The 23940-nt window shown below is 71.9% G+C and carries 18 protein-coding genes; 11 read left to right on the plus strand and 7 right to left on the minus strand.

What is annotated here, in order from left to right:
* Positions 1 to 7: 7 nt before the first annotated feature.
* On the minus strand, positions 8 to 1276 hold the full coding sequence (locus ACFVFH_RS14575; RefSeq protein ID WP_383767490.1) for an ABC transporter substrate-binding protein: 1269 nt from the start codon (positions 1274 to 1276) through the stop codon (positions 8 to 10).
* Positions 1277 to 1501: 225 nt separating this feature from the next.
* Here ACFVFH_RS14575 and ACFVFH_RS14580 point away from each other — a divergent pair, with 225 nt between their 5' ends.
* Complete coding sequence (locus tag ACFVFH_RS14580; protein ID WP_383767493.1) at positions 1502 to 2611, plus strand: LacI family DNA-binding transcriptional regulator; 1110 nt, start codon at positions 1502 to 1504, stop codon at positions 2609 to 2611.
* 39 nt (positions 2612 to 2650) lie between these two features.
* On the opposite strand, the gene ACFVFH_RS14585 is transcribed toward ACFVFH_RS14580, so the two are convergent.
* Entirely contained in the window at positions 2651 to 3517 is an 867-nt protein-coding gene (locus ACFVFH_RS14585) for an EamA family transporter (RefSeq protein ID WP_383767496.1), read from the minus strand.
* A 59-nt stretch (positions 3518 to 3576) separates the two neighbouring features.
* Between ACFVFH_RS14585 and ACFVFH_RS14590 the strand changes: the two genes are divergently transcribed.
* Entirely contained in the window at positions 3577 to 4434 is an 858-nt protein-coding gene (locus tag ACFVFH_RS14590; RefSeq protein WP_383767499.1) for a MurR/RpiR family transcriptional regulator, read from the plus strand.
* A 78-nt stretch (positions 4435 to 4512) separates the two neighbouring features.
* Here the strand turns inward: ACFVFH_RS14590 and ACFVFH_RS14595 are convergent, their stop codons facing one another.
* The 3 genes from ACFVFH_RS14595 to ACFVFH_RS14605 all read right to left on the minus strand — a co-directional run bounded on the left by ACFVFH_RS14595 (position 4513) and on the right by ACFVFH_RS14605 (position 9017).
* Positions 4513 to 5733 (minus strand): MFS transporter, encoded by a 1221-nt coding sequence (locus tag ACFVFH_RS14595; RefSeq protein ID WP_383767502.1) that lies wholly within the window; start codon positions 5731 to 5733, stop codon positions 4513 to 4515.
* 215 nt (positions 5734 to 5948) lie between these two features.
* Positions 5949 to 6986, minus strand: coding sequence for a phosphotransferase (locus tag ACFVFH_RS14600; RefSeq protein ID WP_383767504.1), 1038 nt, complete (start codon positions 6984 to 6986; stop codon positions 5949 to 5951).
* A 180-nt stretch (positions 6987 to 7166) separates the two neighbouring features.
* Positions 7167 to 9017, minus strand: a complete 1851-nt coding sequence (locus ACFVFH_RS14605) for a serine hydrolase (protein WP_383767507.1) — start codon at positions 9015 to 9017, stop codon at positions 7167 to 7169.
* A 182-nt stretch (positions 9018 to 9199) separates the two neighbouring features.
* Between ACFVFH_RS14605 and ACFVFH_RS14610 the strand changes: the two genes are divergently transcribed.
* The 4 genes from ACFVFH_RS14610 (at position 9200) to ACFVFH_RS14625 (ending at position 14624) form a co-directional block, all read left to right on the plus strand.
* A complete protein-coding gene (locus ACFVFH_RS14610) occupies positions 9200 to 10309 on the plus strand; it encodes an NAD(P)H-dependent flavin oxidoreductase (protein WP_383767510.1) in 1110 nt (369 codons plus the stop codon).
* Positions 10306 to 11856 carry an acyl-CoA synthetase gene (locus ACFVFH_RS14615; RefSeq protein WP_383767512.1) on the plus strand — a complete coding sequence of 517 codons (1551 nt, stop codon included), beginning with the start codon at positions 10306 to 10308 and terminating at the stop codon, positions 11854 to 11856. The genes ACFVFH_RS14610 and ACFVFH_RS14615 overlap by 4 nt, the downstream gene beginning before the upstream one ends.
* A gap of 59 nt (positions 11857 to 11915) precedes the next feature.
* A complete protein-coding gene (locus ACFVFH_RS14620; protein WP_383767515.1) occupies positions 11916 to 13022 on the plus strand; it encodes a calcium:proton antiporter in 1107 nt (368 codons plus the stop codon).
* 81 nt (positions 13023 to 13103) lie between these two features.
* Complete coding sequence (locus ACFVFH_RS14625; protein ID WP_383767517.1) at positions 13104 to 14624, plus strand: acyl-CoA synthetase; 1521 nt, start codon at positions 13104 to 13106, stop codon at positions 14622 to 14624.
* A gap of 214 nt (positions 14625 to 14838) precedes the next feature.
* On the opposite strand, the gene paaK is transcribed toward ACFVFH_RS14625, so the two are convergent.
* Positions 14839 to 16128 carry a phenylacetate--CoA ligase PaaK gene (gene paaK / locus ACFVFH_RS14630; RefSeq protein WP_383767520.1) on the minus strand — a complete coding sequence of 430 codons (1290 nt, stop codon included), beginning with the start codon at positions 16126 to 16128 and terminating at the stop codon, positions 14839 to 14841.
* Between the two features lie 218 nt (positions 16129 to 16346).
* On the opposite strand from paaK, the gene ACFVFH_RS14635 reads away from it, so the two are divergent.
* Complete coding sequence (locus ACFVFH_RS14635) at positions 16347 to 17870, plus strand: alpha/beta fold hydrolase (protein WP_383767522.1); 1524 nt, start codon at positions 16347 to 16349, stop codon at positions 17868 to 17870.
* A 17-nt stretch (positions 17871 to 17887) separates the two neighbouring features.
* Here the strand turns inward: ACFVFH_RS14635 and ACFVFH_RS14640 are convergent, their stop codons facing one another.
* Entirely contained in the window at positions 17888 to 19516 is a 1629-nt protein-coding gene (locus ACFVFH_RS14640) for an FAD-dependent oxidoreductase (RefSeq protein WP_383767525.1), read from the minus strand.
* Positions 19517 to 19782: 266 nt separating this feature from the next.
* Between ACFVFH_RS14640 and ACFVFH_RS14645 the strand changes: the two genes are divergently transcribed.
* The 4 genes from ACFVFH_RS14645 (at position 19783) to ACFVFH_RS14660 (ending at position 23926) form a co-directional block, all read left to right on the plus strand.
* On the plus strand, positions 19783 to 20904 hold the full coding sequence (locus ACFVFH_RS14645; RefSeq protein ID WP_383767528.1) for a SchA/CurD-like domain-containing protein: 1122 nt from the start codon (positions 19783 to 19785) through the stop codon (positions 20902 to 20904).
* 75 nt (positions 20905 to 20979) lie between these two features.
* Positions 20980 to 21414: a cupin domain-containing protein gene (locus ACFVFH_RS14650; RefSeq protein ID WP_383767530.1), complete on the plus strand. Its 435-nt coding sequence runs from the start codon at positions 20980 to 20982 to the stop codon at positions 21412 to 21414.
* Complete coding sequence (locus ACFVFH_RS14655; protein WP_383767533.1) at positions 21411 to 22679, plus strand: beta-ketoacyl-[acyl-carrier-protein] synthase family protein; 1269 nt, start codon at positions 21411 to 21413, stop codon at positions 22677 to 22679. Before ACFVFH_RS14650 ends, ACFVFH_RS14655 begins: the two co-directional genes overlap by 4 nt.
* Positions 22676 to 23926, plus strand: coding sequence for a ketosynthase chain-length factor (locus ACFVFH_RS14660; protein WP_383767536.1), 1251 nt, complete (start codon positions 22676 to 22678; stop codon positions 23924 to 23926). The genes ACFVFH_RS14655 and ACFVFH_RS14660 overlap by 4 nt, the downstream gene beginning before the upstream one ends.
* Positions 23927 to 23940 lie beyond the last annotated feature (14 nt).

Consider the following 23940-nt stretch of genomic DNA (forward strand, 5'->3'; position numbering starts at 1 on the left):
CGGGTCCTTACATCCGGCCTATCGCGGCCTCGGCGAGCCGGCCGAGTTCCGCGATGGCGTCCTTCGCCGACTGGTGGCCCACGATCGCGGGCTCCAGCGTGGGCTTGATCTTCTCGCGGATCTCCATCCACGCGGGGGTGCCGCCCTCGGAGCAGGCGTCGCCCATGCTCCGCAGGGAGAGGTCGACGAACTTGTTCTCCTTCACGTACGCGGTGTCGCTGAGGTCCTTCAGGCCGGGCACCGAACCGCGCTGCTCGGCCGCGCCGAGGATCGACTCGGGCGTCGCGAGGTACTCGACGAGCGCACGGGCGGCGGCGGGATGCTTGGAGCTCGCGGACTGGGTGACGAGGGTGCCGCCCTGGAGCATCGCGGGCTTGCGGTTGGCCAGGACGAACGCTCCGAGCTTGTCGTCCTTGATCAGGTCCGGTGTCTGCTGCCCGGCCTGCCTCCACAGCGCGCTGGTCGTCATCATCATCGACGCCTTGCCGGTCTGTACGTTCGACGGGGCGCCCGCGTCCGTCTTCTTGGCGTAGTCGGCGGAGCCGTCCTCGATGAGGTCCTTGAAGAACTGCAGCGCCTCGACCCCGCGGGCGTCGGTGAACAGCACCTTCTTGCCGTCGGCGCTGAACAGACTGCCGCCGTTGGCGAAGAGGAAGGTCTCCCAGCACTGGCGCAGGTCGATGGAGAACGGGTCGAACCCGATCCGGCCGTCCTTGGTGAGCTGCTTGGCCACGGCGCGCAGCTCGGCCCAGTTCGCCGGGGGCTTCTTGATGCCGGCCTCGGCGAAGTGGTCCTTGCGGTAGACGACGATGCGGGTGTCCAGGACGACCGGCAGCGCGTAGAGCTTGCCGCCGTACCGGGACGGCTCCAGCACCCGCTTCTCGTAGTCGTGCGCGGCGGCGAACTTCTCCGGAAGCTCGGCGATCGCCTTCTTCGCCGCGAACGGCGGGATCCAGCCGACGCCCATCATCAGCACGTCGGGCAGCAGTCCGCCCGCGAGACCGGTGGTGATCTTCTCGTTGAGCTGGGTGTACGTGGTGTAGTCCACGTTCACCTTGACGTCCGGGTACTTCTTCCGGAAGCCGCCGAGTATCTCCTTCTCCAACAGCGTCTTGCCGTCGGATCCCTCGTAGATCGGGGTGAGCAGGGTGATCTCACCCTCGGCGGGGCCTTCGGCGGAGCCTGCCGTCGACGTACCGGTACCACATCCGCCGAGCGCGGCGGCGGCGGTACCGGCGCCGATGGCGGCAAGCAGCGACCGTCGGTTGAGTTGCATGGGACACCCCTTTTGAGGTGGAGGCTGTGGATCGATCCAGCGAGGGGTCCCGGCCATGGCTGGGAAGTGCTGGTAAATCGATGCACTGATGCTAGGAACGCCCTGAGAGCGACGTCAACAGCTGATGCACATGAATTTTCGGGGGTGTTAACGGGTGTACCGGTAAACGAAGTTCAGTAAATCGATACACTGGTAGGGTCAGACAGGTTCCGAACCGGAGGTGGCATGAGCGGGGTAACGATCCATCAGGTCGCGGAGGCCGCGGGGGTCTCCGCGAGCACGGTCTCCAACGTCCTCAACGGGCGGACGGACCGTATGCAGGCGGCCACGCTGGCCCGCGTGGAGCAGGTGATCGAGCAGCTCGGCTACCGGCCCAACCGCGCCGCCCGGATGCTGCGCACCGGCCGCATCAAGGTCATCGGCCTGATCGTGCCGTCGGTCGCCAACCCCTTCTGGGGGGCGCTCGCCCGCGAGCTGGAGGCCATCGCGCTCGCCGAGGGGTACCACGTACTGCTCTGCAACAGCGAGCGCGACCCGGCCCGCGAGCTCAAGTACGGCGAGGAGCTGCTGGCGGACGGGGTGAGCGGTGTGGTGCTGTGCTCCTCGCTGCCCTCGCTCGACCATGTGACTCCGCTGCTCAGCCGCGGGCTGAAGATGGTCGCCTTCGACCGCACCGCCCAGGCGGGCGACCCGCCGTCACTGGCCTCCATCAGTGTCGACAACGCGATGGGCGCCGAGCTCGCCACCCGCCATCTGATCGAACTGGGCCACCGCCGACTGGCGTTCGTCTCGGGTTCGGTCAACAGCGTCAACCGCCGTGAGCGGCTGCGCGGCTTCCGGGCCGCCCTGGAGTCCGCGGGGCTCGACCCGGCCGACGCGATCGTCTGGCCCGGCGCAGACGCCACCGAGTTCGGTGACAAGGACGCCGCCGAGCTGGGGCGCAACGCCGCCCGGGAACTCCTCGGCGGACCACGCCCGCCCACCGCGTTCGTCGCCATCAACGACATGTGCGCGATCGGGATCTGCCGGGGGGCCAAGGACGCCGGGCGCAGCGCGGGGCAGGACGTCTCCGTGGTCGGCTTCGACGACATCCTCCTCGCCGACCTCTTCGAGCCGCCGCTCACCACCGTCCGCCAGCCGCTGCCGGAGATGGCCGCGGAGACGTTCCAGCAGCTCCGGGCCCGGATCGACTCCGCTCCCTCGGCGGGACGGTCCCTGCTCATCCGGCCGAGGCTGGTCGTGCGGGAGTCGACGGCCCCGGCGCCGGCCGACGCGACCGTGCCGGTCCCCGCGCGGGACGGCGCCCGACGCCCGGCGGCGCAACGGGCGGGGTAGCCGCCGCGCCCCGGCTTCGCCGTACCCGGGCCGAAGGGGTCAGGGGTGGGCGAGTTCGAGTACGACGATCCCGGCGAGGACGGCCGCGCCGGCGGCGAGGCGCAGCCGGCCGAACCGTTCGCGGAAGAGAAGCGTGGCGATCAGCGCCGCGATGAGGATGCTGGTTTCGCGCAGGGCCGCGATGGTCGCGAGGTCGCCGTGGGCCTGCGCCCAGATGACCAGGCCGTACGCGGTCAGTGAGATGACACCGCCGGCCAGGCCGGTGCCGCAGGCCGGTTTCAGCTGGGCGAGCAGCGGACGGCCGCGGCGGGCGAGTGCCACCAGTGGCAGGACGGGCCCCTGGCAGAGGAAGAGCCAGGCGATGTAGCCGATGACGGTCTGGGACCGGTGCACCCCCGTGCCGTCGACGACGGTGTAGCCCGCGATGACCACCCCGGTGGCCACCGCGGCGGCGAGCGCGGGCAGCTGGGCGCGGCCGGGCCGCCCGTTCGCGAAGGCCAGTCCGGCCAGTCCGGCCGAGATCACCAGTACGCCCGCCGTCTCGGCGGCGGCGAGCGGCTGCCCCAGCAGCGTCACGGAGGCGACGGCCACGAGCAGCGGCGCGGTGCCCCGGGCGATGGGGTACATCTGGCCGAAGTCCCCCAGTTGGTAGGCCCGCAGCAGGAAGAGCTGGGAGAGCACTTCCAGTGCGGCGGAGACCAGGATGAAGGGCCAGGCCCCGGCCCCGGGCAGCGGGACGAAGCACACCAGGACCGCCGCGCAGCCGGTGTAGGCCAGGTTGATGAGGGTGAAACCGACGAGCTTGTCGGTGATGCGGTGGGCCATCGCGTTCCACAGGGCATGGAGAACGGCGGCGCAGAGCACGGCCCCGGGCACGGCCGAGCCCTGGGGAAGGAAGGAGGGCATGACGGGACTCCCTGCGGGAACAGAGTACCTGGAATGAATTTCCGCGCTACTCTAATCACATGGAACAGAATTCCAGTGACGGGTACCGGCTCGGTGCCCATGTGCGGGCCAGGCTGCCGGAGCTGCGCGAGACCGAGGCCCGGGTCGCCCGGGTGATCCTCGACCAGGGGCCCGACCTCGTCCGGCTCAGCGTCAGCGATGTGGCCGGCCTGGCCGGTACGGCTCCGTCCTCGGTCGTACGCGCCTGTCAGCGCCTGGGCTTCCGCGGCTACCAGGAGCTGAAGATCGCGGCGGCACGCCAGGGTCCGGGGCCCGGCGCCCCGGCCGCCGCCCCCGGCGACGACCCGGCGGCCCGCGCGCTCGCCGACACGCTGCACGCCTCCCGCGAGGCCCTCGACGACCTCGCCACCACCCTCACCCCCGCCGGGCTCCGGGCCGCCGCGGCCGCCCTGGACGCGGCGCCCCGCGTCGTGGTCGCCGCGTCCGGTCTCTCCGCCGCCGTGGCCACCGACGCCGCCTACCGTCTGCGCGCCCTCGGCTGCGTCGTCGACGCCCCCGCCGACGCCCTCACCGCCCAGCTCTCCGCCGCCCAGCTCCCGCCGGGCGCCGTGTGCCTGGCCATCAGCCACACCGGCGCCACCCGCAGCACGGTCGACACCGCCCGCCGCGCCCGCCTGGCCGGAGCCGAGGTCATCGGCCTGACCAGCTACGCCCGTTCACCACTGAGCGAGACCAGTACGCACACCCTCGTCGCCGGGGGACAGGACCTGGTCTTCGGTCTGGAGACCACGGCCAGCCGCATCGCCCACCTGGTCACCGTCGACGCACTCGCCCAGACCCTCCTGGCCCTGCGCACGACCACGGCGCAACGGACCCTCCACCTCTCGGCCGACGTCACGGCCGACCACTCCTACTGATCCGCCCGGAAGGCGCGGCCGGCCGTGGACGGGCCCGCGAGACCGCGGCCCCCGCCGGGCGCGCCTTCCGGCCCGCGCTCAGAGGCGATTGACGCGGTACACGTCCCTGACGCAGAGGTTGAGGAGCGTGGCCGCCACGATGACCCCGGCACAGACCAGCAGTACGGTCCGGTCGGCCCAGGCGTGCACGGCGAGCGCGGTGATCAGATAGCCGAGCGGGATCGCGAGCCGCTCCCCGACGGTGTTGAACGAGCTCATCCGGCCCATCTCCTGCTGCGGAACGTGCTGTTGGAGCGCCGTGTTCCACGTCACGATGGCGATGTCCAGCCCGATCCCCGCGAGCGCGGCGGCGAGCAGCACCCAGGGCAGGCCCAGCCCGAGACCCAGCGCGGCCGGGGGCAGACAGAGCCCGGCACCGGTGACGACGGCGACGGCCAGCAGCCGGTACGGCTTCCAGCGCAGGCACACCACCGTTCCCGCCAGCAGCCCGAACGCGAACGCGCCCTGGACCAGCCCCCAGGACCGCGCCCCGGCGTAGTGCTCGGCCGCGGCCACGGGGCCGAGCAGCTGGAACCCGGCCAGCCACGCGGCGACCACCGCCGTGCCCGAGGCGGTGTACGTCCACAGCCAGGTCCGCGACCGGAACCCGGCCCAGCCCGCCCGCAGATCGGCCGGCGCGCTGCTCGTCGTGACCGGCGAGCCCAGCCGCAGACCGAGCAGCAGCAGCGCCGCGACCAGGAAGCTGAGCGCGTCCCAGGACAGGGCCCAGGCCGGTCCGCCGACCGCGACGACCAGCCCCGCGGCCACCGGACCGAGCATCTTGACGGCATTGTTCGGAAGCCGGACCAGCGCATTGGCCCGCAACAGGTGTGCGGGCGCGACGAGTTGCCCCACCACGCCTGTCGCGGCCGGTGCGGTGAAGGCCACGGCGACCCCTGACAGAAAGCCGCACGCGGCGATCGAGGCGGTCGTCGCCCGGTCCGAGGCCACCAGCGCCGCGAGTGCCCCCTGGGCGAGAGCCGCCAGGAGGCTGCCCAGAAACAGGATCCGGCTGCGGGAGAACCGGTCCGCGAGAACGCCGCCCACGAGCGTGAGGACGATCGTGGGAACGGAGTTGGTGGCCAGCACGACACCGAGCGAGCCCGCTCCGCCACCCTGCCCGATCACCGCGTAGGCGAGCGCGAGGGGAGCCATCGCGGAGCCGGTGGCGGAGATGAGACTGGCGAGGACGAACCGCCGGAAAGCGGGTATGCGCAGGGGCGTCAGCGAGGCCGCCGCCGGCGCGGCAGCGGTCTTCACACCGCTCCCTCGACCGCCGCGCCCGGCGCCCCGGGGCCGGGGACCGGCCGGGTCCCCTCGGACGACCGGTCCGGTTCCTCCCCGGTCGCAGCGGCTCCCGCGTCCGGGCGCCGCGGGACGGTCGGGTTCCCGCCCCGCGGAGCGCTGCCCGTGCGATCGTTCTTCAAGTCGGAGAGCATCACCGGAATGTACAGGGCCCGGCCGGACCGGATCCGTCACAGACGCTGTTCGGCCAGATCCATCCAGTGCTCGACCTCGTCCGCGGTGAAGTGCCGGATCGCCCAGTCGGTCATGCGCAGACTCATGTGGGCCCAGCCGGGGCGCAGGACGTCCTCGGGCAGGGCGTCCAGGACGGCGTCGAGTCGGCCGACCACCCCCGGCGGCTGCTCGCCGGAGTGCAGCCCGAAGCGCAGGGTGATCAGGTCGAAACGGCGGTCTCCCCGCCCGGCGCCGTCCCAGTCGATGACCCCGGTGACGGTGCCGTCCACGGCGAGCAGATTTCCGTGGTGGAAGTCCTGGTGCACGACGTCGTCCCCTGCCAGTCGACGGGGGTGGCCGGCTCCCGTCGCCCTGATCCGCCGTTCCAGGGCCGCGCTGCGCCGGTTGTGACGGCGCAGCGGACCGTGCAGGCAGTAGCCGGGGCCGTCGTCGAGCAGATACAGGTCCATCGAGGGGATCTGCCGGTGCCGGGCCAGCAGGCCCGTCTGCGCGGCGTTGAGGGCGAGTGCCTGATCCAGTCCGTGGTGGTCCAGACGTTCCATCGGTGTGCCCGGCAGCAGCTGCTGGACCAGGACCGCCGCACGGCCCACCTGGAGCGCCAGTTCCGTCGCAGGGCAGGGGTATCCGTGGGCGCGCAGCACCTCGCACACCGCCAGCGGCCCCGCCCGCAGCTCCTCGATCCGGGTGTCCGGCCGCGACTTGAGGACCGACCGGCGGCCATCGGGCCCGCGCACGTACGCGGCGCCCACCTGACCGCCCGGACAGGGCCCCTCCACCACCAGCTCCACCCCTGTCTCGGCGTACACGGCGGCTGTCGTCCGGTAGGCGTCGAGGCGCTCGGCGCGCGTCCGGTGGGTGGGCGATGTGGTCATCGGGGCATTCTCCGGTGCGCCGCGGTCCGTCCCGTCGGCGGGGCCCGGGAGGGGAGCCGCCACCGGGGAGGCGACGGCGCGGGCCCCGGTCAGCGTGCCGCGCCGCGGCACCCTTCCCCGCTCGTCCGCGTCGAGCGAGGCGGAGCCGTCCGGTCCGGTCATGGTGACCCCGATGGTGGGGAAACCGGTGATGCGGTCGACGGTGAGCTGCCAGGACTTCGGGGAGCGGACGCCGAGCGTGGTCCTCGCCTCCTCGCCTCCTCGACGAGGGCGGGCAGGCCGCCGGATCGGATCCGGGCCGAGCCGAGCCGATCCGGCCCGGCCCGATCCGAACGAATGACCCTAGTCCGCCGACGCCGTCCAGCCCAGCGGCTCGATCCGCGCGGCATCGCCGGGCCTGCTCTCGTCGAAGACCGTCCGGTGGCCGTCCTCGACCCGTACGGCGTCCACGTACACGCCGCGTCCCACGTACAGCTGATCCGTGGTGTAGCGCCACCGCAGCCGTACCTCCTTGCCGCGCCAGGCGGCGAGGTCCGCGTCGAGGCGGTGCCATGTCCGGCCGGACCAGCCGGAGACCGAGCCGGTGGGATGCGGCTCGGGCTCGGTGCGGGGCTTCTCGGCCGTGGGCACGGTGGTGAACGGTACGGGCTGCCAGCTCGCTCCGGCGTCCGCCGACGCCTCCAGGAAGAGGAAGTCGGACCCGGGCTCGGTGTCCCACCACAGGGCCGAGCTCAGCCGGGGGCGCGCGGAGGCGAGCCGCAGCGCCGGCAGGGTGAGCGTGGCCGAGGCGGCGCTCGCCATCCCCGAGAACCAGGCCGTACGGCCGCGCGCGGGGCGGACCGGGACGGCGCGCGCCATGCGATTGGCCGTGGCGACGCGCGGTGCGCTGCCGGAACGCCAGCTGCGCACCGGGTGCACCGAGTTGCCCAGGACGATCAGGAAGGAGTCGGTCGTCGGGTCCAGGACGAGGCTGGTGCCGGTGAAGCCCGTGTGACCGGCGGTGCGCGGTGTGGCCATCGCCCCCATGTACCAGTGCTGGTAGAGCTCGAAACCGAGGCCGTGCGCATCGCCGGGGAACGCGGTGTTGAAGTCGGTGAACAGCAGGTCGACCGAGGCGTCGGAGAGGATCCGGGCACGGCCGTACACCCCGCCGTTGAGCAGGGTACGGGCCAGGATCGCCAGGTCCCAGGCGCAGGAGAAGACCCCGGCGTGGCCCGCCACCCCGTCCAGGCTGTACGCGTTCTCGTCGTGCACCTCGCCCCAGACCAGTCCGCGTTCCAGTCCGGACCAGGGCAGCCGGGCGTCCTCGGTCGCGGCGATCTTCGGCTTCCAGGAGGCCGGCGGGTTGTAGCGGGTGCGGTGCATCCCCAGCGGAGCGGTGATCCGTTCGCGGAGCAGGACATCCTGCGTGCGGCCGGTGATCTTCTCCAGGACCAGCTGGAGCGAGATCAGATTGAGGTCGGAGTAGAGGTACACCGTGCCCGGCGGGCTGGCCGGCACCTCGTCCCACAGCAGTCGCAGCTTGCCCTCCCGCGTCGGCGCGGCGTACAGCGGGATCCAGGCGCGGAAGCCCGAGGTGTGCGTGAGCAGCTGACGGATCGTGATGTCCTGCTTGCCGCCGCCGGCGAAGTCGGGCAGGTACGAGGCGACCTTCGCCTCCAGCTCCAGCGCCCCGCGCTCGATCTGCTGCACGGCCAGGATCGAGGTGAACAGCTTCGAGACCGAGGCCAGGTCGAAGACGGTGTCCTCGGCCATGGGGATCTGCTGGTCGGGCGGGAACTCCACCCCGGTGTCGGTCTTCTCGTCGTACGCCGAGTAGCGCACGGCCTTGCCGATCGGCCGGTGCAGCGCCACCGTGCCACCCCGCCCGGCGAGCAGGACCGCACCCGCGTACCAGGGGTGGGCGGGGGAGTCGGCGAGGTACTTCTCGGCGTCCGCCACCAACTGGTCCAGGGGTTCCTGGAGCAGCCCGGCGCGGGCCGCCGGTCCGCGCCGCAGCGTCGGCCGGCCCGGTCCGGGGGCGGCGCCCCCGGCGGTCCCTGTGCGCATGTCCGACGCCTCCGCCCCCGGCTCCATGGCAGACGCCCGCCCCGCGAACGGAATCGGCGCCAGGGCGAGTGCCCCGCCCAGAGCCAGCATCCCACCACCCAGCCTGCGTCGGCCGATCCCTCTGCCCGCCGCGTCCCCGGTCATCCGGAACCCCTTCCCGCTGCCCGAAAGTAATTTTCGAAATCTCGTCCGACCATGAAACTTCCTGCCGCCGCAGAGATTACTGTCACCCCCGCCGTCGCGGAGGCCCCCTGCGTCACAAAGAATCTGACACTGCATTAGAAAATCTCTTCCCTCGGTTGCCCGGCTGCGGCATCCTGCCGCCCATGGAGACGGAGCTGAGCAAAAAACTGGGAGTCGAGCACGCCATCTTCGGCTTCACGCCGTTCCCCGCGGTGGCCGCGGCCATCACCCGGGCCGGCGGGTTCGGCGTACTCGGCGCGGTCCGCTACACCGCCCCCGACGACCTCGCGCGCGACCTCGACTGGATGCAGGAGCACACCGACGGCAAGCCCTACGGCCTCGATGTGGTCATGCCCGCGAAGAAGGTGGAGGGGGTGACCGAGGCCGATGTCGAGGCGATGATCCCGGCCGGACACCGGCAGTTCGTCCAGGACACCCTCGCCGAGCACGGCGTACCGGAGCTCCCCGACGGCGAGGCGTCCGGCTGGCGGATCACCGGCTGGATGGAGGAGGTCGCCCGCAACCAGCTCGACGTCGCCTTCGACTACCCCATCGCGCTCCTCGCCAACGCCCTCGGATCGCCGCCCGCCGACGTCGTCGGGCGCGCCCACGACCGCGGCGTGCTCGTCGCCGCCCTCGCCGGGAGCGCCAAGCACGCCCGCCACCACGCCGAGGCGGGCATCGACATCGTCGTCGCCCAGGGGTACGAGGCGGGCGGCCACACCGGAGAGATCGCCTCCATGGTCCTGGTCCCCGAGGTCGTCGACGCCGTGGGCCCGCTGCCCGTCCTCGCCGCGGGCGGGATCGGCAGCGGCGAGCAGATCGCCGCCGGGCTCGCCCTCGGCGCCCAGGGCGTCTGGCTCGGCTCCCTCTGGCTGACCACCCGGGAGGCCGACCTCCACTCCCGCGCGCTGACCCGCAAACTCCTCGCGGCCGGTTCCGGCGACACCGTCCGCTCCCGCGCGCTCACCGGCAAACCCGCGCGTCAGCTCCGTACCGAATGGACCGACGCCTGGGACGACCCGGCGGGGCCCGGAACCCTTCCCATGCCGCTCCAGGGACTGCTGGTGGCCGACGCCGTCTCACGCATCCAGAAGTACGAGACCGGCGCGCTGCTCGGCACCCCCGTCGGCCAGATCGTCGGCCGGATGAACAGCGAACGCAGCGTACGGGCCGTCTTCGACGACTTGACCCGCGGCTTCGAGCGTGCCGTGGACCGGATCAACCGCATCGCCGGACGGAGCGACTCATGACCCCGCCGCCCAACGGCTTCTGGGCCCAGGCCACCGCCGACCCCGACCGCACGGTCCTGACCGCGCCCGACGGCGAGAGCTGGACGGCGGGCCGGCTGCACGCCGCCGCCAACCGCCTCGTCCACGGGCTGCGCGCGGCCGGGCTGCGGCGGGGCGACGCCTTCGCGGTCGTGCTGCCCAACGGAGTCGAGTTCTTCACCGCCTACCTCGCCGCCTCCCAGGCGGGCTTCTACCTCGTCCCCGTCAACCACCACTTCGTCGGCCCCGAGATCGCCTGGATCGTCTCCGACTCCGGCGCCAAGGTGCTCATCGCCCACGAGCGGTTCGCCCGGGCCGCGACCGAGGCCGCCGACGAGGCGGAACTGCCCGCCGCCCACCGTTTCGCCGTGGGCACGGTCGACGGCTTCCGGCCGTACGCCGAACTGTCCGAGGGACAGTCCGGACAGGCCCCGGACGACCGCACCCTGGGCTGGGTCATGAACTACACCTCGGGCACCACCGGCCGCCCGCGCGGCATCCGCCGTCCGCTCTCCGGCAGGCTTCCCGAGGAGAGCCACCTCGGTGGATTCCTCGGCATCTTCGGCATCAAGCCGTTCGACGACAACGTCCACCTGGTCTGCTCGCCGCTCTACCACACCGCCGTGCTGCAGTTCGCGGGCGCGTCCCTGCACATCGGCCACCCCCTGGTGCTGATGGACCGGTGGACCCCCGAGGAGATGCTGCGGCTCATCGACACCCACCGCTGCACCCACACCCATATGGTCCCGACCCAGTTCCACCGCCTCCTCGCCCTGCCCGAGGAGGTGAGGGGCCGGTACGACGTCACGGCCATGCGGCACGCCATCCACGGAGCCGCGCCCTGCCCCGACCACGTCAAACGCGCGATGATCGACTGGTGGGGGCGGTGCGTCGAGGAGTACTACGCGGCCAGCGAGGGCGGTGGCGCCTTCGCCACCGCGGAGGACTGGCTGAAGAAACCCGGCACGGTCGGCAGGGCCTGGCCGATCAGCGAACTCGCCGTCTTCGACGACGACGGCGACCGGCTGCCGCCCGGCGAGCTCGGCACCGTCTACATGAAGATGAACACCGGCGGATTCAGCTACCACAAGGACGAGACCAAGACCCGGAAGAACCGCATCGGTGACTTCTTCACCGTCGGCGACCTGGGCATCCTCGACGAGGACGGCTACCTCTTCCTCCGCGACCGCAAGATCGACATGATCATCTCCGGTGGCGTCAACATCTACCCCGCCGAGATCGAGGGCACCCTCCTCGGCCACCCGGGGGTCGCCGACGTCGCGGTCTTCGGCATCCCGCACCCGGACTGGGGCGAGGAGGTCAAGGCCGTCGTCGAACCGGCCGCCGGACAGGAGGCGGGGGAGGCCCTCGCCGCCGCGATCCTGAGCCACTGCGAACAGCGCCTCGCCGGGTACAAGCGCCCCCGGACCGTCGACTTCATCGATGTGATGCCCCGCGACCCCAACGGCAAGCTCTACAAACGGCGGCTGCGCGACCCGTACTGGGAAGGACACTCCCGGGCCCTGTGAACCACCGGCCGGACGCCGCCGACGCGCGCGCCCGCGGCGGCTCTGGCAGGGTGTGGCCCATGGAAGCGCGCGCGTCGGTCCGGACACTGGCGACCCAGTGGACGGTGGTCGTGCCGATCATCGCCGCGCTCGCCCTGGTCTTCAGCTGGGGGCGGCAGCTGCCGCCGTCCGCCGTCGCCGTGGTGGCGCTCTGCCTCGCGGGCGCCGTCCTGGCCGCCGTCCACCACGCCGAGGTCATCGCCCACCGGGTGGGGGAACCCTTCGGCTCGCTCGTCCTGGCCGTTGCCGTCACCGTGATCGAAGTGGCCCTCATCGTCACCCTGATGGTGGACGGCGGTCCCAAGACGTCCGCGCTCGCCCGCGACACCGTCTTCGCCGCCGTGATGATCACCTGCAACGGCATCGTCGGGCTCGCCCTGCTCGTGGGCGCCGTCCGGTCCCGCGTCGTCGTCTTCAACGCCGAAGGCTCCGGGGCGGCCCTCGCGACCGTCGCCACGCTCGCCACTCTCAGCCTGGTCCTGCCGACCTTCACCGTCGGCAAACCGGGCCCCGAGTTCTCCACCGCCCAGCTGACCTTCGCCGCCGTCGCCTCCCTTTTTCTGTACGGGCTGTTCGTCGCCGTGCAGACGGTGCGGCACCGCGAGTACTTCCTGCCCCTCACCCCGGAGGGCGGGCCGAAACCGGACGAGCACCACGCTCCGCTGCCCGGCAGGGGCGCCACCATCCTGAGCCTGGTGATGCTGCTGGTCGCGCTCGTCGCGGTCGTCGGCGACGCCAAGTCCGTCTCGCCGACCATCGAGTCCGGGGTGGAGGCGGCCGGGATGCCCCAGGCGGTGGTCGGGGTCGTCATCGCGCTGCTGGTGCTGCTCCCGGAGACCCTGGCGGCGGTGCGGGCCGCCCGCCGCGAACGCGTCCAGACCAGTCTGAACCTCGCCCTCGGCTCCGCGATGGCGAGCATCGGGCTGACCATCCCGGCCATCGCCCTCGCCTCGGTCTGGCTCGACGGACCGCTCCACCTCGGCCTGGGCGCCACCCATATGGTGCTGCTCGCCCTCACCGTGGTGGTCGGCGCGCTGACCGTCGTACCCGGGCGCGCCACCCTGCTCCAGGGCGGCGTCCATCTCTCGATCTTCGCCGCGTTCGTCTTCCTCGCGATCAGCCCCTGACCCCGCGCCCCGGCCCCCGCGGGCACCGCCACCCGCATCCCGACCCTTGACCCGCGCGTTCCGGCCGCACAGGATCACGCCATGACAGGTGTACGGAGCAGCACAGTCGACGGAGTCCTCGCACGCAGCGCCCGGCGCGCACCGGGGAACACCGCCCTGAGGTACGCGGACCGGACATGGAGCTACGCGGAGCTCGACGAGGCCGTCAGCACCGCGGCCGCCGTCCTCACCGAGGAACACGGACTGCACCCGGGCGACCGGGTCGCCTGCTACGCGCACAACTCCGACGCGTACCTGATCGGCTTCCTCGGCTGCGCCCGCGCCGGCCTGGTCCACGTGCCGGTCAACCACAACCTCACCGGCGACGATCTCGCGTACATCCTCGGACAGTCCGGCAGCACCCTCGTCCTCACCGACCCGGACCTCGCCGACCGGATTCCCGCCCCCCTTCCCGTACGCGCGCTGCGCGACGCACCAGGCTCCCTCCTGGCGGCCACCGCCCGCCCGCGCCCCTTCGCACCGGAACGCGCGCCCGGCGCGGACGACCTCGTCCAGCTGCTCTACACCTCGGGCACCACCGCACTGCCCAAGGGCGCGATGATGACCCACGGCGCGCTCGTGCACGAGTACGTCAGCGCGATCACGGCGCTCGACCTGCGGCCCACCGACCGGCCCGTCCACTCGCTGCCGCTCTACCACTCCGCGCAGCTGCACGTCTTCCTGCTGCCCTACCTCGCCGTCGGCGCGCCGAACATCATCCTCGACACGCCCGACGCCGACCTGATCCTCGGCCTCGTCGAGTCGGGACGGGCCGACAGCGTCTTCGCCCCGCCCACCGTCTGGATCGGCATCTCCCGGCACCCCGGCTTCGCCACCCGCGATCTCGGCGGGCTGCGCAAGGCGTACTACGGCGCGTCGATCATGCCCGTCCCCGTACTGGAACGGCTCCGCGAGCGGCTGCCCGCGCTCGCCTTCTACAACTGCTTCGGGCAGAGCGAGATCGGACCGCTCGCCACCGTCCTCGGACCGGACGAGCACGAGGGCCGGATGGACTCCTGCGGCAGACCCGTCCTCTTCGTCGAGGCCCGCATCGTCGACCAGCACGGCGAGGAGGTGCCCGACGGCACGGCGGGCGAAGTGGTCTACCGCTCACCGCAGTTGTGCGAGGGATACTGGGACCGGCCCGAGGAGACCGCGGAGGCGTTCCGCGACGGATGGTTCCACTCCGGGGACCTCGCGGTGCGCGACGCCGAGGGTTTCCTCACCGTCGTCGACCGGGTGAAGGACGTCATCAACTCCGGCGGTGTCCTCGTCGCCTCCCGGCAGGTCGAGGACGCCCTCTACACCCACCCGGCCGTCGCCGAGGCCGCCGTCGTCGGACTGCCCGACGAGCGCTGGATCGAGGCCGTCACCGCCGTCGTCGTGCTCGGCCGGGAGGCGACGGCGGCCGAACTCATCGACCACGCCCGCGAACGGCTCTCCCACTTCAAGGCCCCGAAGCAGGTCCTGTTCGTGGACGCGCTGCCGCGCAACGCCAGCGGGAAGATCCTCAAGCGCGAGCTGCGCGACCGCTTCTCCCGCCCCGCCGGACCGGCGACGTGACGGGAGCCGCCCCGGGCGGGCGGCGAAAGCCACGCCCGCTCGGCGCCGCCTGGCCTGTTCTCCGCCTGCCCGGGGCCGCCTGGCCTGTTCTCCGCCTGCCCGGGGCCGCCTGGCCTGTTCTCCGCCTGCCCGGGGCCGCCTGGCCTGTTCTCCGCCCGCTCGGCGCCGCCTGGCCTGTTCTCCGCCCGCCCGGCGCCACTCCTCGGCACACGCCCTAACGCCCGCCGCGCTCGTCCACGATCCGCCGGAACTTGCCGACCGACCGCTCCAGCGTCCCGGGATCGACGATCTCGACCCCGACCGACACACCGACCCCGTCCTTGACGGCCGCCGTGATCGCCACCGCGGCCGCCGCCCGCTGCTCGGACGTGGCCTCCGCCCGCGCCTCCGCCCGCACCGTCAGCGCGTCGAGACGGCCCTCGCGGGTCAGTCTCAGCTGGAAGTGCGGCGCCACGCCCGGGGTGCGCAGCACGATCTCCTCGATCTGGGTCGGGAAGAGATTCACCCCGCGCAGGATCACCAGATCGTCGCTGCGCCCGGTCACCTTCTCCATCCGCCGGAACACCCGGGCCGTGCCCGGCAGCAGCCGGGTCAGGTCCCGTGTCCGGTAACGGATCACGGGCGTGGCCTCCTTGGTGAGCGAGGTGAAGACCAGCTCGCCCTCCGTACCCTCCGGCAGCACCTCGCCGGTGAACGGATCGACGACCTCGGGATAGAAGTGGTCCTCCCAGATGTGCAGCCCGTCCTTGGTCTCGACGCACTCCTGCGCCACACCGGGCCCCATCACCTCCGAGAGTCCGTAGATGTCGACCGCGTCGATCGCGAACCGCTCCTCGATCTCGCGCCGCATCTCCTGGGTCCACGGCTCGGCACCGAAGATCCCGACCTTCAGCGAGGTCGAACGGGGATCGACGCCCTGCCGCTCGAACTCGTCCAGGAGCGTCAGCATGTACGACGGGGTCACCATGATGATGTCGGGACGGAAGTCCTGGATCAGCTGCACCTGGCGGGAGGTCATGCCTCCGGAGGCGGGGACGACCGTGCAGCCGAGCCGCTCCGCACCGTAGTGCGCGCCCAGCCCGCCGGTGAACAGCCCGTATCCGTAAGCCACATGGACCTTATGACCGGGGCGTCCGCCCGCGGCCCGGATGGAGCGGGCGACCACATCGGCCCAGGTGTCCAGGTCCCGTGCGGTGTATCCGACGACGGTCGGGCGGCCGGTCGTCCCGCTGGAGGCGTGGATCCTGCGGACGCGTTCCTCGGGGACGGCGAACATGCCGAAGGGGTAGTTGTCCCGCAGGTCGGCCTTGGTCGTGAAGGGGAAGCGGGCGAGATCGGCGAGCGTGCGGCAGTCGTCCGGACGCAGTCCGGCCCGGTCGAACGCGGCCCGGTAGTGGCCGACGTTCTCGTACGCGTGCCGCAGCGTGGCCCGCAGCCGCTTCAGCTGGAGTGCCTCCAGCTCGTCCCGGCCCAGTCGTTCCGCCTCGTCCAGCAGGGACGTCATCGGGGTCTCCCTCTTCCGAGCAGGCGACCGAACATTCGGCAGCAGCGATTCGGAGCGTTCGGCAGCGGACCTCGCGGCGTCGCCCGCGCTGCCCACAGCCGGACGCTCTCAGTATGTTCCGCCGGATGGCAAGAGGGGCGGCGCCGCCGATCGCGATCACGACTTCGCTGATACCGAACACGGCCGCACCACCCGGCCGGCCCTGTTTGGATGGCGGCATGCCGATCTTCCACGCATACGACGGGACCGAACTCGCCTACCGCCTTCTCGGGGAGGGCGCACCGCTGATCTGCCTGCCCGGCGGACCGATGCGGGCCGGGGCGTACCTGGGGGACCTCGGCGGGCTCTCCGCGCGACGCCGGCTCGTGGTGCCGGACCCGCGCGGCACCGGCGGATCCGCGGTGCCGGACGACCCCTCGACGTACCGCTGCGACCGGCTGGTCGACGATGTCGAGGCGCTGCGCGAGCACCTCGGCGAGGAACGCGTCGACCTGCTCGCCCACTCCGCCTCCGCCAATCTGGCCGCGCTCTATGCCGCCCGGTTCCCGGAGCGGGTGCGTACGCTGACGCTGATCACGCCCGGCACCCGGGCGGTGGGCATCGACGTCACCGACCAGGACTGGCACGAGGCGAGCGAACTCCGGCGCGATGAACCCTGGTACCCGCGGGCGCGGGCCGCCCTCGACGACTTCCTCGCCGGGCACGCCGGCGCCCAGACCCGTGCCGCCGTCGCGCCGTTCGCCTACGGGCGCTGGGACGACGCCGCACGGGCCCATGCCGAGGAGGGGCCCGGAGAGACCAACTCCGAGGCGGGGAAGGTCTATTACCAGGAGGGTGTCTTCGACCCGGCCACCACCAACGCCGCGCTGGCGGCGGTCACCGCGCCGGTGCTCGTCCTCGCGGGGGAGTACGACGCGGGACCGACCCCGGACCGCGCCGCCGAACTCGTCGCGGTCTTCCCCGACGCCGAATTCGTGGTGCAGCGCGGCGCCGCGCACTTCCCCTGGCTGGACGACCCGGGCGCCTTCGTCCGCACGGTGGGGGCCTTCCTCGACCCGGACGTGCGCAGCGTGCAGGCCGGGGGCACCCGGCTCGCCTACCGGGTGTGGGGCGATCCGGCGGCACCGCCGGTCGTGCTCGCCCACGGCCGCTGCGACGACAGCCGGACCTGGACCCGGATCGCCGGCGAACTCGCCGCCGAACACCGGGTGTACGCCTTCGACTTCCGCGGCCACGGGCTCAGCGACTGGCCCGGACGCTACTCCCTCGAACTGTTCCGGGACGACCTGCACGCCTTCCTGGAGGCCCGCAATCTGTGGGGAGCCACCGTGATCGGGCACTCCATGGGCGCCGCTGCCGCCTATCTGCTCGCCGGGCGGGAGCCGGGGCTGATCGGGCGGCTCGTCCTGGAGGAGGTGCCGCCGCCGTTCCCGCTCGATCCGCCGCGCGGAATCGCCCCGCGGCCCGACGGAAAACTGGACTTCGACTGGCCGGTGGTGCCGTCGACCGATGCCCAGTTCGACGAACCGGACCCCGGCTGGCGGGAGCTCCTCGGCGCGGTCACCGCCCCGACGCTCGTCATCGGCGGCGGCCCCACCAGCCAGATCGCCCAGGAGAGCCTGGCCTGGCTGGCGGGGCGGATACCCGACGGCCGGTTCGTCACCATCGACGCCGGACACCTCGTCCACACCGAACGGCCCGACGACTTCCTCGCCGCACTGAGGACGTTCGGTCTGGTCTGAGGCCGCCGGGGGCGAGGTCAGGAACGGTGCAGCAGCGAGGTCAGGACCTCGTGGAGGGTGCTCTCGGCGTCCGCCGAGGCGCCCGGCGACCGCCAGGCCACGAAACCGTCGGGACGCACCAGCACGGCGCCCTCGGACGTCGTGCCGTGCAGCTCGGCCCAGTTCGCACCGTTCTCGGGCACCAGATCGGCGTCCGGGCCGATGCCGTACGTCCTGAGCCGGACCGAGAGCCGGTCGGCGACCCGCGCGGCCGCCGGGCGCCACACCCGGTCCTCACCGTCCGTGAGCAGGACGAGCGTGTGTTCGTACAGATCCAGTGTGGACTTGCGATCACCGTCCTGATGGACCCACAGATGCGGTGCGCGGCTACCCGGTTCACCGTTCAACTGCATACCCTGGGGCACCACCGGCTGCCCGGGATCGGTGCCCAGCACGGCACCTTGGACGTAGCGGTAACCCAGCGCCACACCGAGCATGCCGCCCTGCTTCCCGCGGCCCACGCCCGGCGCCGCGGAGTACCCCGGGTGGCTGTGCTCGCTGGAGCGCGCCGAGGCCCGTGCGCTCGTGGCGCGGGCCACCGGCAGCCGCTCCGCCTCGTAGGTGTCCAGCAGGCCGGGGCCCGCCTCGCCCTTCAGCACGGCGGCCAGCTTCCAGGCCAGGTTGTGCGCGTCCTGGATGCCGGTGTTGGAGCCGAACGCCCCGGTGGGGGACATCTCGTGGGCCGAGTCACCGGCGAGGAAGACCCGGCCGGAGGAGTACCGCTCGGCGACCCGCTCCGCGGCATGCCACGGCGCCTTGCCGGTGATCTCGATGTCGATGTCCGGAGCGCCGACCGCCGTACGGATGTGCTCGGCGCACCGCTCGTCGGTGAAGTCCTCCATCGTTTCCCCGAGTTGGGGCTGCCACGGGGCGTGGAAGACCCACTCCTTCTTGTTGTCGACCGGCAACAGGGCACCGTCCGCTGCGGGGTTGGTCAGATAGCAGACGATGAACCTGCGGTCGCCGAGCACATCGGCGAGCTGCCGGGAGCGGAAGGTGATGCTGACGTTGTGGAAGAGGTCGCCGGGCCCCGTGCGGTCGATGCGCAGCTGGTCGCGGATGGGGCTGCGCGGACCGTCGGCCGCGATGAGGTAGTCCGCGCGCACACTGATGTGCTCGCCGGTCTCGCGGTTCTTCAGGGCCGCGTCCACCCCCGAGGGGTCCTGGTCGAAGCTCTGCATCTCGGTGGAGAACCGCAGGTCACCGCCCTGTTCCCGGGCCAGCTTCACCAGCACCGGCTCCAGGTCGTTCTGGCTGCACAGGCACCAGCCGGTCGGACTGAACCGGGCGATGCCGCCTCCCGGGTCGATCTCCTTGAACAGCCACTCCTGGTCGTCACCGGTCAGTGAACCGGCCTGCAGGATGCCGTGGTTGTCGGCGAGGACGGAGGCCGCCTGCCGGATGCCCGCCTCGGCCCCCGCCGTGCGGAACACCTCCATCGTGCGGACGTTGTTGCCGCGGCCACGCGGGTGTGTCGAGGTGGACCTGTGCTTCTCGACCAGCAGGTGTTCGATCCCGAGCCGGCCGAGGAAAAGTGAGGCGGACAGGCCCACCAGGGAGCCGCCCACGATGAGGACCGGTACGCGAATGTCGACGTTCTCGTTCATCAGTTGCTCCAGCTCGGACGCCGTTCGGTTGCATTGTTCAATGCCCTGGCGAGAGCGGTTCGGACGCCCGCTCACCTGAACGGTTCATAAATCTCGCGCCACCCGGACCAGCGTTTCACGATCGGTCACGGAGACGATGCCCGCGGCCTTGGGGGCGGACCATTCACATCCGCCGGGAGAGTCCCCGCTCCGAATCCACTCGCCAACCGACGGTTGACGGCGTGCCACCCGGTGCGACCCGAAACCGTCTCGAAGGAGATCGAAAGATGACCACCACCCTCTCGGAACGGATCTCCCAGTCCGCCTTCGACGGCTCCCGGCTGCGCGTGGTGCTGCTGCTGGACCTCTACGACGGGGCCCAGAAGGAGTTCCTGGAGGCGTACGAGCACCTGCGCAATCAGGTGGCGTCCGTCCCCGGCCACATCAGCGACCAGCTCTGCCAGTCCATCGAGAACCCCTCCCAGTGGCTGATCACCAGCGAATGGGACAGCGCGCCCCCCTTCCTCGCCTGGGTGAACAGCGAGGAGCACGTCGCGACGGTCCAGCCGCTGCACAACTGCGTCCGCGACACCCGTTCGCTGCGCTTCAGCGTCCTCCGGGAGACGGGCAAGGCGTTCGAGATGGCACCCGAGACGGTCAGGAGCCGCCTCCAGGCGTCCCCGCGCCTGGGCGACGGGGTGGTGCGCCACGCGCTCACCTTCACCGTCAGGCCCGGCACCGAGGACGTCGTGGCGAAGATCCTGGCCGACTACGACTCGCCCAACGCACGCGTCGACGAGGACACCCGGCTGCGCCGCACCTCGCTCTTCATGCACGGCAACCGCGTCGTGCGCGCCGTCGAGGTCGAGGGGGACCTCCTCGCCGCGCTGCGCCACGTCGCCCGGCAGCCCGAGGTCAGGGCCGTCGAAGAGGCGATCAACCCCTATCTGGAGCAGGACCGGGACCTCAGCGACCCGGACTCCGCCCGGATGTTCTTCACCCGGGCGGCGCTCCCCACCGTCCACCACGTGACCGCCGGCCGGCACAAGGCCGAGGACATCCGCCGCCACGCGCTCTTCTACCAGGCCAAGGAGGGCTGCGGCATGGCGCTGGCCCGGCTCCTGGCCGAGCACGACGAGGAGGCGGCCGACGACCCGGCGAGCATCATCGACAGCAGCACCATCTTCCAGCGCGACGACGTCGTCGTCCGCCTCCTCGAAGCGGTCGAGCCGATCGACGCGCAGCCCGCCCAGGCGCTGGGCATCGACGGCCCCGGCAAGGTGGCCAGGCTCGGGCGTCTCCTCGACGGCGCCAGCAACCCCGTACCCGCGGACGAGCAGGGGATCTCGCGTTTCCTCGGCCAGTCCGAGATGACCCTGATCACGGATCGGCGGGCCATGGAGTCCTGAACCGCGCATCCGCACCCTGGGGGGTTCTCGCTCAACCCGTCACCACAACGCGCAATGCGCCAGGAGGAAACAGTCATGACCATGCACCGGCCACGCATCGTGGACCTCAGTGAGACGCAGCCCAACCGCAGGCGTGGAGGAGACCTTCGCGCCATGCTCACGCCGACGGCGGTGGGAGCGACCAGCGGCTTCATGGGGCTGGCGATCGTCCAGCCCGGCGACCGCATCGGCGAGCACTACCACCCGTACTCCGAGGAGTTCGTGTACGTCGTGCAGGGTCTGCTGGAAGTGGATCTGGACGGTGAACCGCACCGGATGCGGCCCGACCAGGGCCTGCTGATCCCTCCCCATGTCCGCCACCGATTCCGCAACGTGGGCGACACCGAGGCACGCATGGTCTTCCACCTCGGCCCGCTCGCCCCGCGCCCGGAGCTCGGCCACGTCGACACCGAGCACACCGAATCCGCCGACCGCGTCGCACCTCCGGAACGAACGGAGGCCGCCTCATGACCCGCCGCGTGGCGGTCACCGGCGTGGGCGTCGTCGCTCCCGGCGGCATCGGCGCACCGGCCTTCTGGGACCTCCTCGCGAACGGACGCACCGCGACCCGCGGCATCACGCTCTTCGACCCGGCGGGCTTCCGCTCCCGGATCGCCGCCGAGTGCGACTTCGACCCGGCGGCGCACGGCCTGGACGCCGAGACCGTCGACCGGTCGGACCGCTACATCCAGTTCGCGATGGTGGCCGCCAGGGAGGCACTCGCCGACGCGGGCATCGACCCGGAGAAGGTGGACCCCTGGCGCATGGGGGTGTCGCTGGGCACCGCGGTCGGCGGCACCACCCGGCTGGAGCACGACTACGTCGCGGTCAGTGAGAGGGGCGCCCGCTGGGACGTCGACCACCAGTCGGCAGGCCCCCATCTGCAACGGGCCTTCTCGCCCAGCTCACTGGCCTCGGCGGTGGCCGAGCAGGTCGGCGCGCACGGCCCGGTGCAGACCGTCTCCACGGGCTGCACCTCCGGCCTCGACGCGGTCGGGTACGCCTTCCAGTCCATCGAGGACGGCCGCGTCGACGTGTGCGTCGCCGGGGCGTCCGACTCACCGATCACCCCGATCACCGTGGCCTGCTTCGACGCGATCAAGGCCACGTCGGCCAACAACGACGACGCCGAACACGCCTCCCGGCCGTTCGACTCGCGCCGCGACGGCTTCGTCATGGGCGAGGGCGGCGCGGTCCTCGTCCTGGAGGAGCTGGAACACGCCCGCGCCCGCGGTGCCACCGTGTACTGCGAGATCGCGGGCTACGCCACCTTCGGCAACGCCTACCACATGACCGGACTGACCCCCGAGGGCCTGGAGATGGCCGAGGCGATCAACCGGGCACTGGGCCACGCCCGGATGGACGGCTCGCAGATCGACTACGTCAACGCGCACGGCTCGGGCACCAAGCAGAACGACCGGCACGAGACGGCCGCCGTGAAGCGGGCGCTGGGCGCACACGCCTACGACATCCCGATGAGTTCGATCAAGTCCATGGTCGGCCACTCGCTGGGGGCCATCGGAGCGATAGAAATCGCGGCCTGCGTACTCGCCCTGGAGCACCAGACGGTGCCTCCGACGGCGAACTACGAGAGCCCCGACCCCGAATGCGACCTGGACTACGTGCCGCGCACCGCGCGTCCCCTGAAGCTGCGCAGCGTCCTCTCGGTGGGCAGCGGGTTCGGTGGCTTCCAGTCCGCGGTGGCCCTGACCCGAACAGGTGGGAGGACACCATGAGAACCCGCAAAGCCCGGCGCACCGTCGTCACCGGCATCGGTGTGGTCGCACCCAACGGAAACAACACCGAGGCCTTCTGGAAGCGGACGCACGAAGGAATGAGCGTCCTGGACCGGGTCACCCGGGAGGGCTGCGAGCACCTGCCCCTGCGGGTCGCGGGCGAGGTCCGGGGCTTCGAGGCGTCGGAGCTGATCGAGGAGCGTTTCCTCGTCCAGACCGACAAGTTCACGCACTTCGCGATGGCCGCCGCGGACATCGCGCTGGACGACGCCAGGCTCGGCCGCGCCGACTACGAGAACTCCCCCTTCGACGTCGGAGTGGTGACCGCCGCCGGTTCCGGTGGCGGCGAATTCGGCCAGCGCGAACTCCAGCGGCTCTGGGGCCAGGGCTCCACCTATGTGGGCCCGTACCAGTCCATCGCCTGGTTCTACGCGGCCAGCACCGGGCAGATCTCGATCCGCGGCGGCTTCAAGGGGCCGTGCGCGGTCGTGGCCAGTGATGAGGCCGGCGGTCTGGACGCGCTGGCGCACGCCGCCCGTTCGATCCGCGGCGGCGCCGAAGCGGTGGTGGTCGGCGCGGCCGAGGCCCCGCTCGCGCCCTACTCGGTCGTCTGCCAGCTCGGCTACGACGACCTGAGCACCGTCGAGGACCCGGCCCGCGCCTACCGGCCGTTCACCTCGGAGGCCTGCGGCTTCGTACCGGCCGAGGGCGGCGCGATGCTGGTGGTCGAGGAGGAGCAGTCGGCCCGTCGGCGCGGCGCCAGGGTACGGGCCGAACTCGCCGGGCACGCGGCCACGTTCACCGGGGCGTCCCGGTGGGAGGAGTCCCGGGAAGGGCTCGCCCAGGCGATCATCGGTGCCCTGCGGGAGGCCGACTGCGCACCGGACGAGATCGATGTCGTCTTCGCGGACGCCCTCGGGGTACCGGCCGCCGACCGTGCCGAGGCGCTGGCGATCGCCGACGCCCTCGGCGCGTACGGCAAGCGGGTCCCGGTGACGGCGCCCAAGACCGGTATCGGGCGCGCCTACTGCGGCGCACCGGTGCTGGACGCGGCCGCCGCGGTGCTCTCCATGGAGAACGCGCTCATACCGCCCACACCGAACGTCTACGAGGTGTGCCACGACCTCGACGTGGTGACCGGCAGCGCCCGCCCCGCCGAACTGCGGACGGCGCTGGTGCTCAGCCGCGGGCTCATGGGCTCGAACGCGGCGATGGTGCTGCGGTGCTCCGCCGACCCCCGAACGTGAGTAAGGAGAAGTCC

Origin of the sequence: Streptomyces sp. NPDC057697 (assembly GCF_042799335.1) — a bacterium.
Lineage (GTDB): Bacteria > Actinomycetota > Actinomycetes > Streptomycetales > Streptomycetaceae > Streptomyces.

Bases quoted from the DNA above. Each gene is read 5' to 3' on its own strand.
- ACFVFH_RS14575 (WP_383767490.1), bottom strand. From the start codon at position 1,276: ATGCAACTCAACCGACGGTCGCTGCTTGCCGCCATCGGCGCCGGTACC.
- ACFVFH_RS14580 (WP_383767493.1), top strand. From the start codon at position 1,502: ATGAGCGGGGTAACGATCCATCAGGTCGCGGAGGCCGCGGGGGTCTCC.
- ACFVFH_RS14585 (WP_383767496.1), bottom strand. From the start codon at position 3,517: ATGCCCTCCTTCCTTCCCCAGGGCTCGGCCGTGCCCGGGGCCGTGCTC.
- ACFVFH_RS14590 (WP_383767499.1), top strand. From the start codon at position 3,577: ATGGAACAGAATTCCAGTGACGGGTACCGGCTCGGTGCCCATGTGCGG.
- ACFVFH_RS14600 (WP_383767504.1), bottom strand. From the start codon at position 6,986: ATGACCGGACCGGACGGCTCCGCCTCGCTCGACGCGGACGAGCGGGGA.
- ACFVFH_RS14605 (WP_383767507.1), bottom strand. From the start codon at position 9,017: ATGACCGGGGACGCGGCGGGCAGAGGGATCGGCCGACGCAGGCTGGGT.
- ACFVFH_RS14610 (WP_383767510.1), top strand. From the start codon at position 9,200: ATGGAGACGGAGCTGAGCAAAAAACTGGGAGTCGAGCACGCCATCTTC.
- ACFVFH_RS14615 (WP_383767512.1), top strand. From the start codon at position 10,306: ATGACCCCGCCGCCCAACGGCTTCTGGGCCCAGGCCACCGCCGACCCC.
- ACFVFH_RS14620 (WP_383767515.1), top strand. From the start codon at position 11,916: ATGGAAGCGCGCGCGTCGGTCCGGACACTGGCGACCCAGTGGACGGTG.
- ACFVFH_RS14625 (WP_383767517.1), top strand. From the start codon at position 13,104: ATGACAGGTGTACGGAGCAGCACAGTCGACGGAGTCCTCGCACGCAGC.
- paaK (WP_383767520.1), bottom strand. From the start codon at position 16,128: ATGACGTCCCTGCTGGACGAGGCGGAACGACTGGGCCGGGACGAGCTG.
- ACFVFH_RS14635 (WP_383767522.1), top strand. From the start codon at position 16,347: ATGCCGATCTTCCACGCATACGACGGGACCGAACTCGCCTACCGCCTT.
- ACFVFH_RS14640 (WP_383767525.1), bottom strand. From the start codon at position 19,516: ATGAACGAGAACGTCGACATTCGCGTACCGGTCCTCATCGTGGGCGGC.
- ACFVFH_RS14645 (WP_383767528.1), top strand. From the start codon at position 19,783: ATGACCACCACCCTCTCGGAACGGATCTCCCAGTCCGCCTTCGACGGC.
- ACFVFH_RS14650 (WP_383767530.1), top strand. From the start codon at position 20,980: ATGACCATGCACCGGCCACGCATCGTGGACCTCAGTGAGACGCAGCCC.
- ACFVFH_RS14655 (WP_383767533.1), top strand. From the start codon at position 21,411: ATGACCCGCCGCGTGGCGGTCACCGGCGTGGGCGTCGTCGCTCCCGGC.
- ACFVFH_RS14660 (WP_383767536.1), top strand. From the start codon at position 22,676: ATGAGAACCCGCAAAGCCCGGCGCACCGTCGTCACCGGCATCGGTGTG.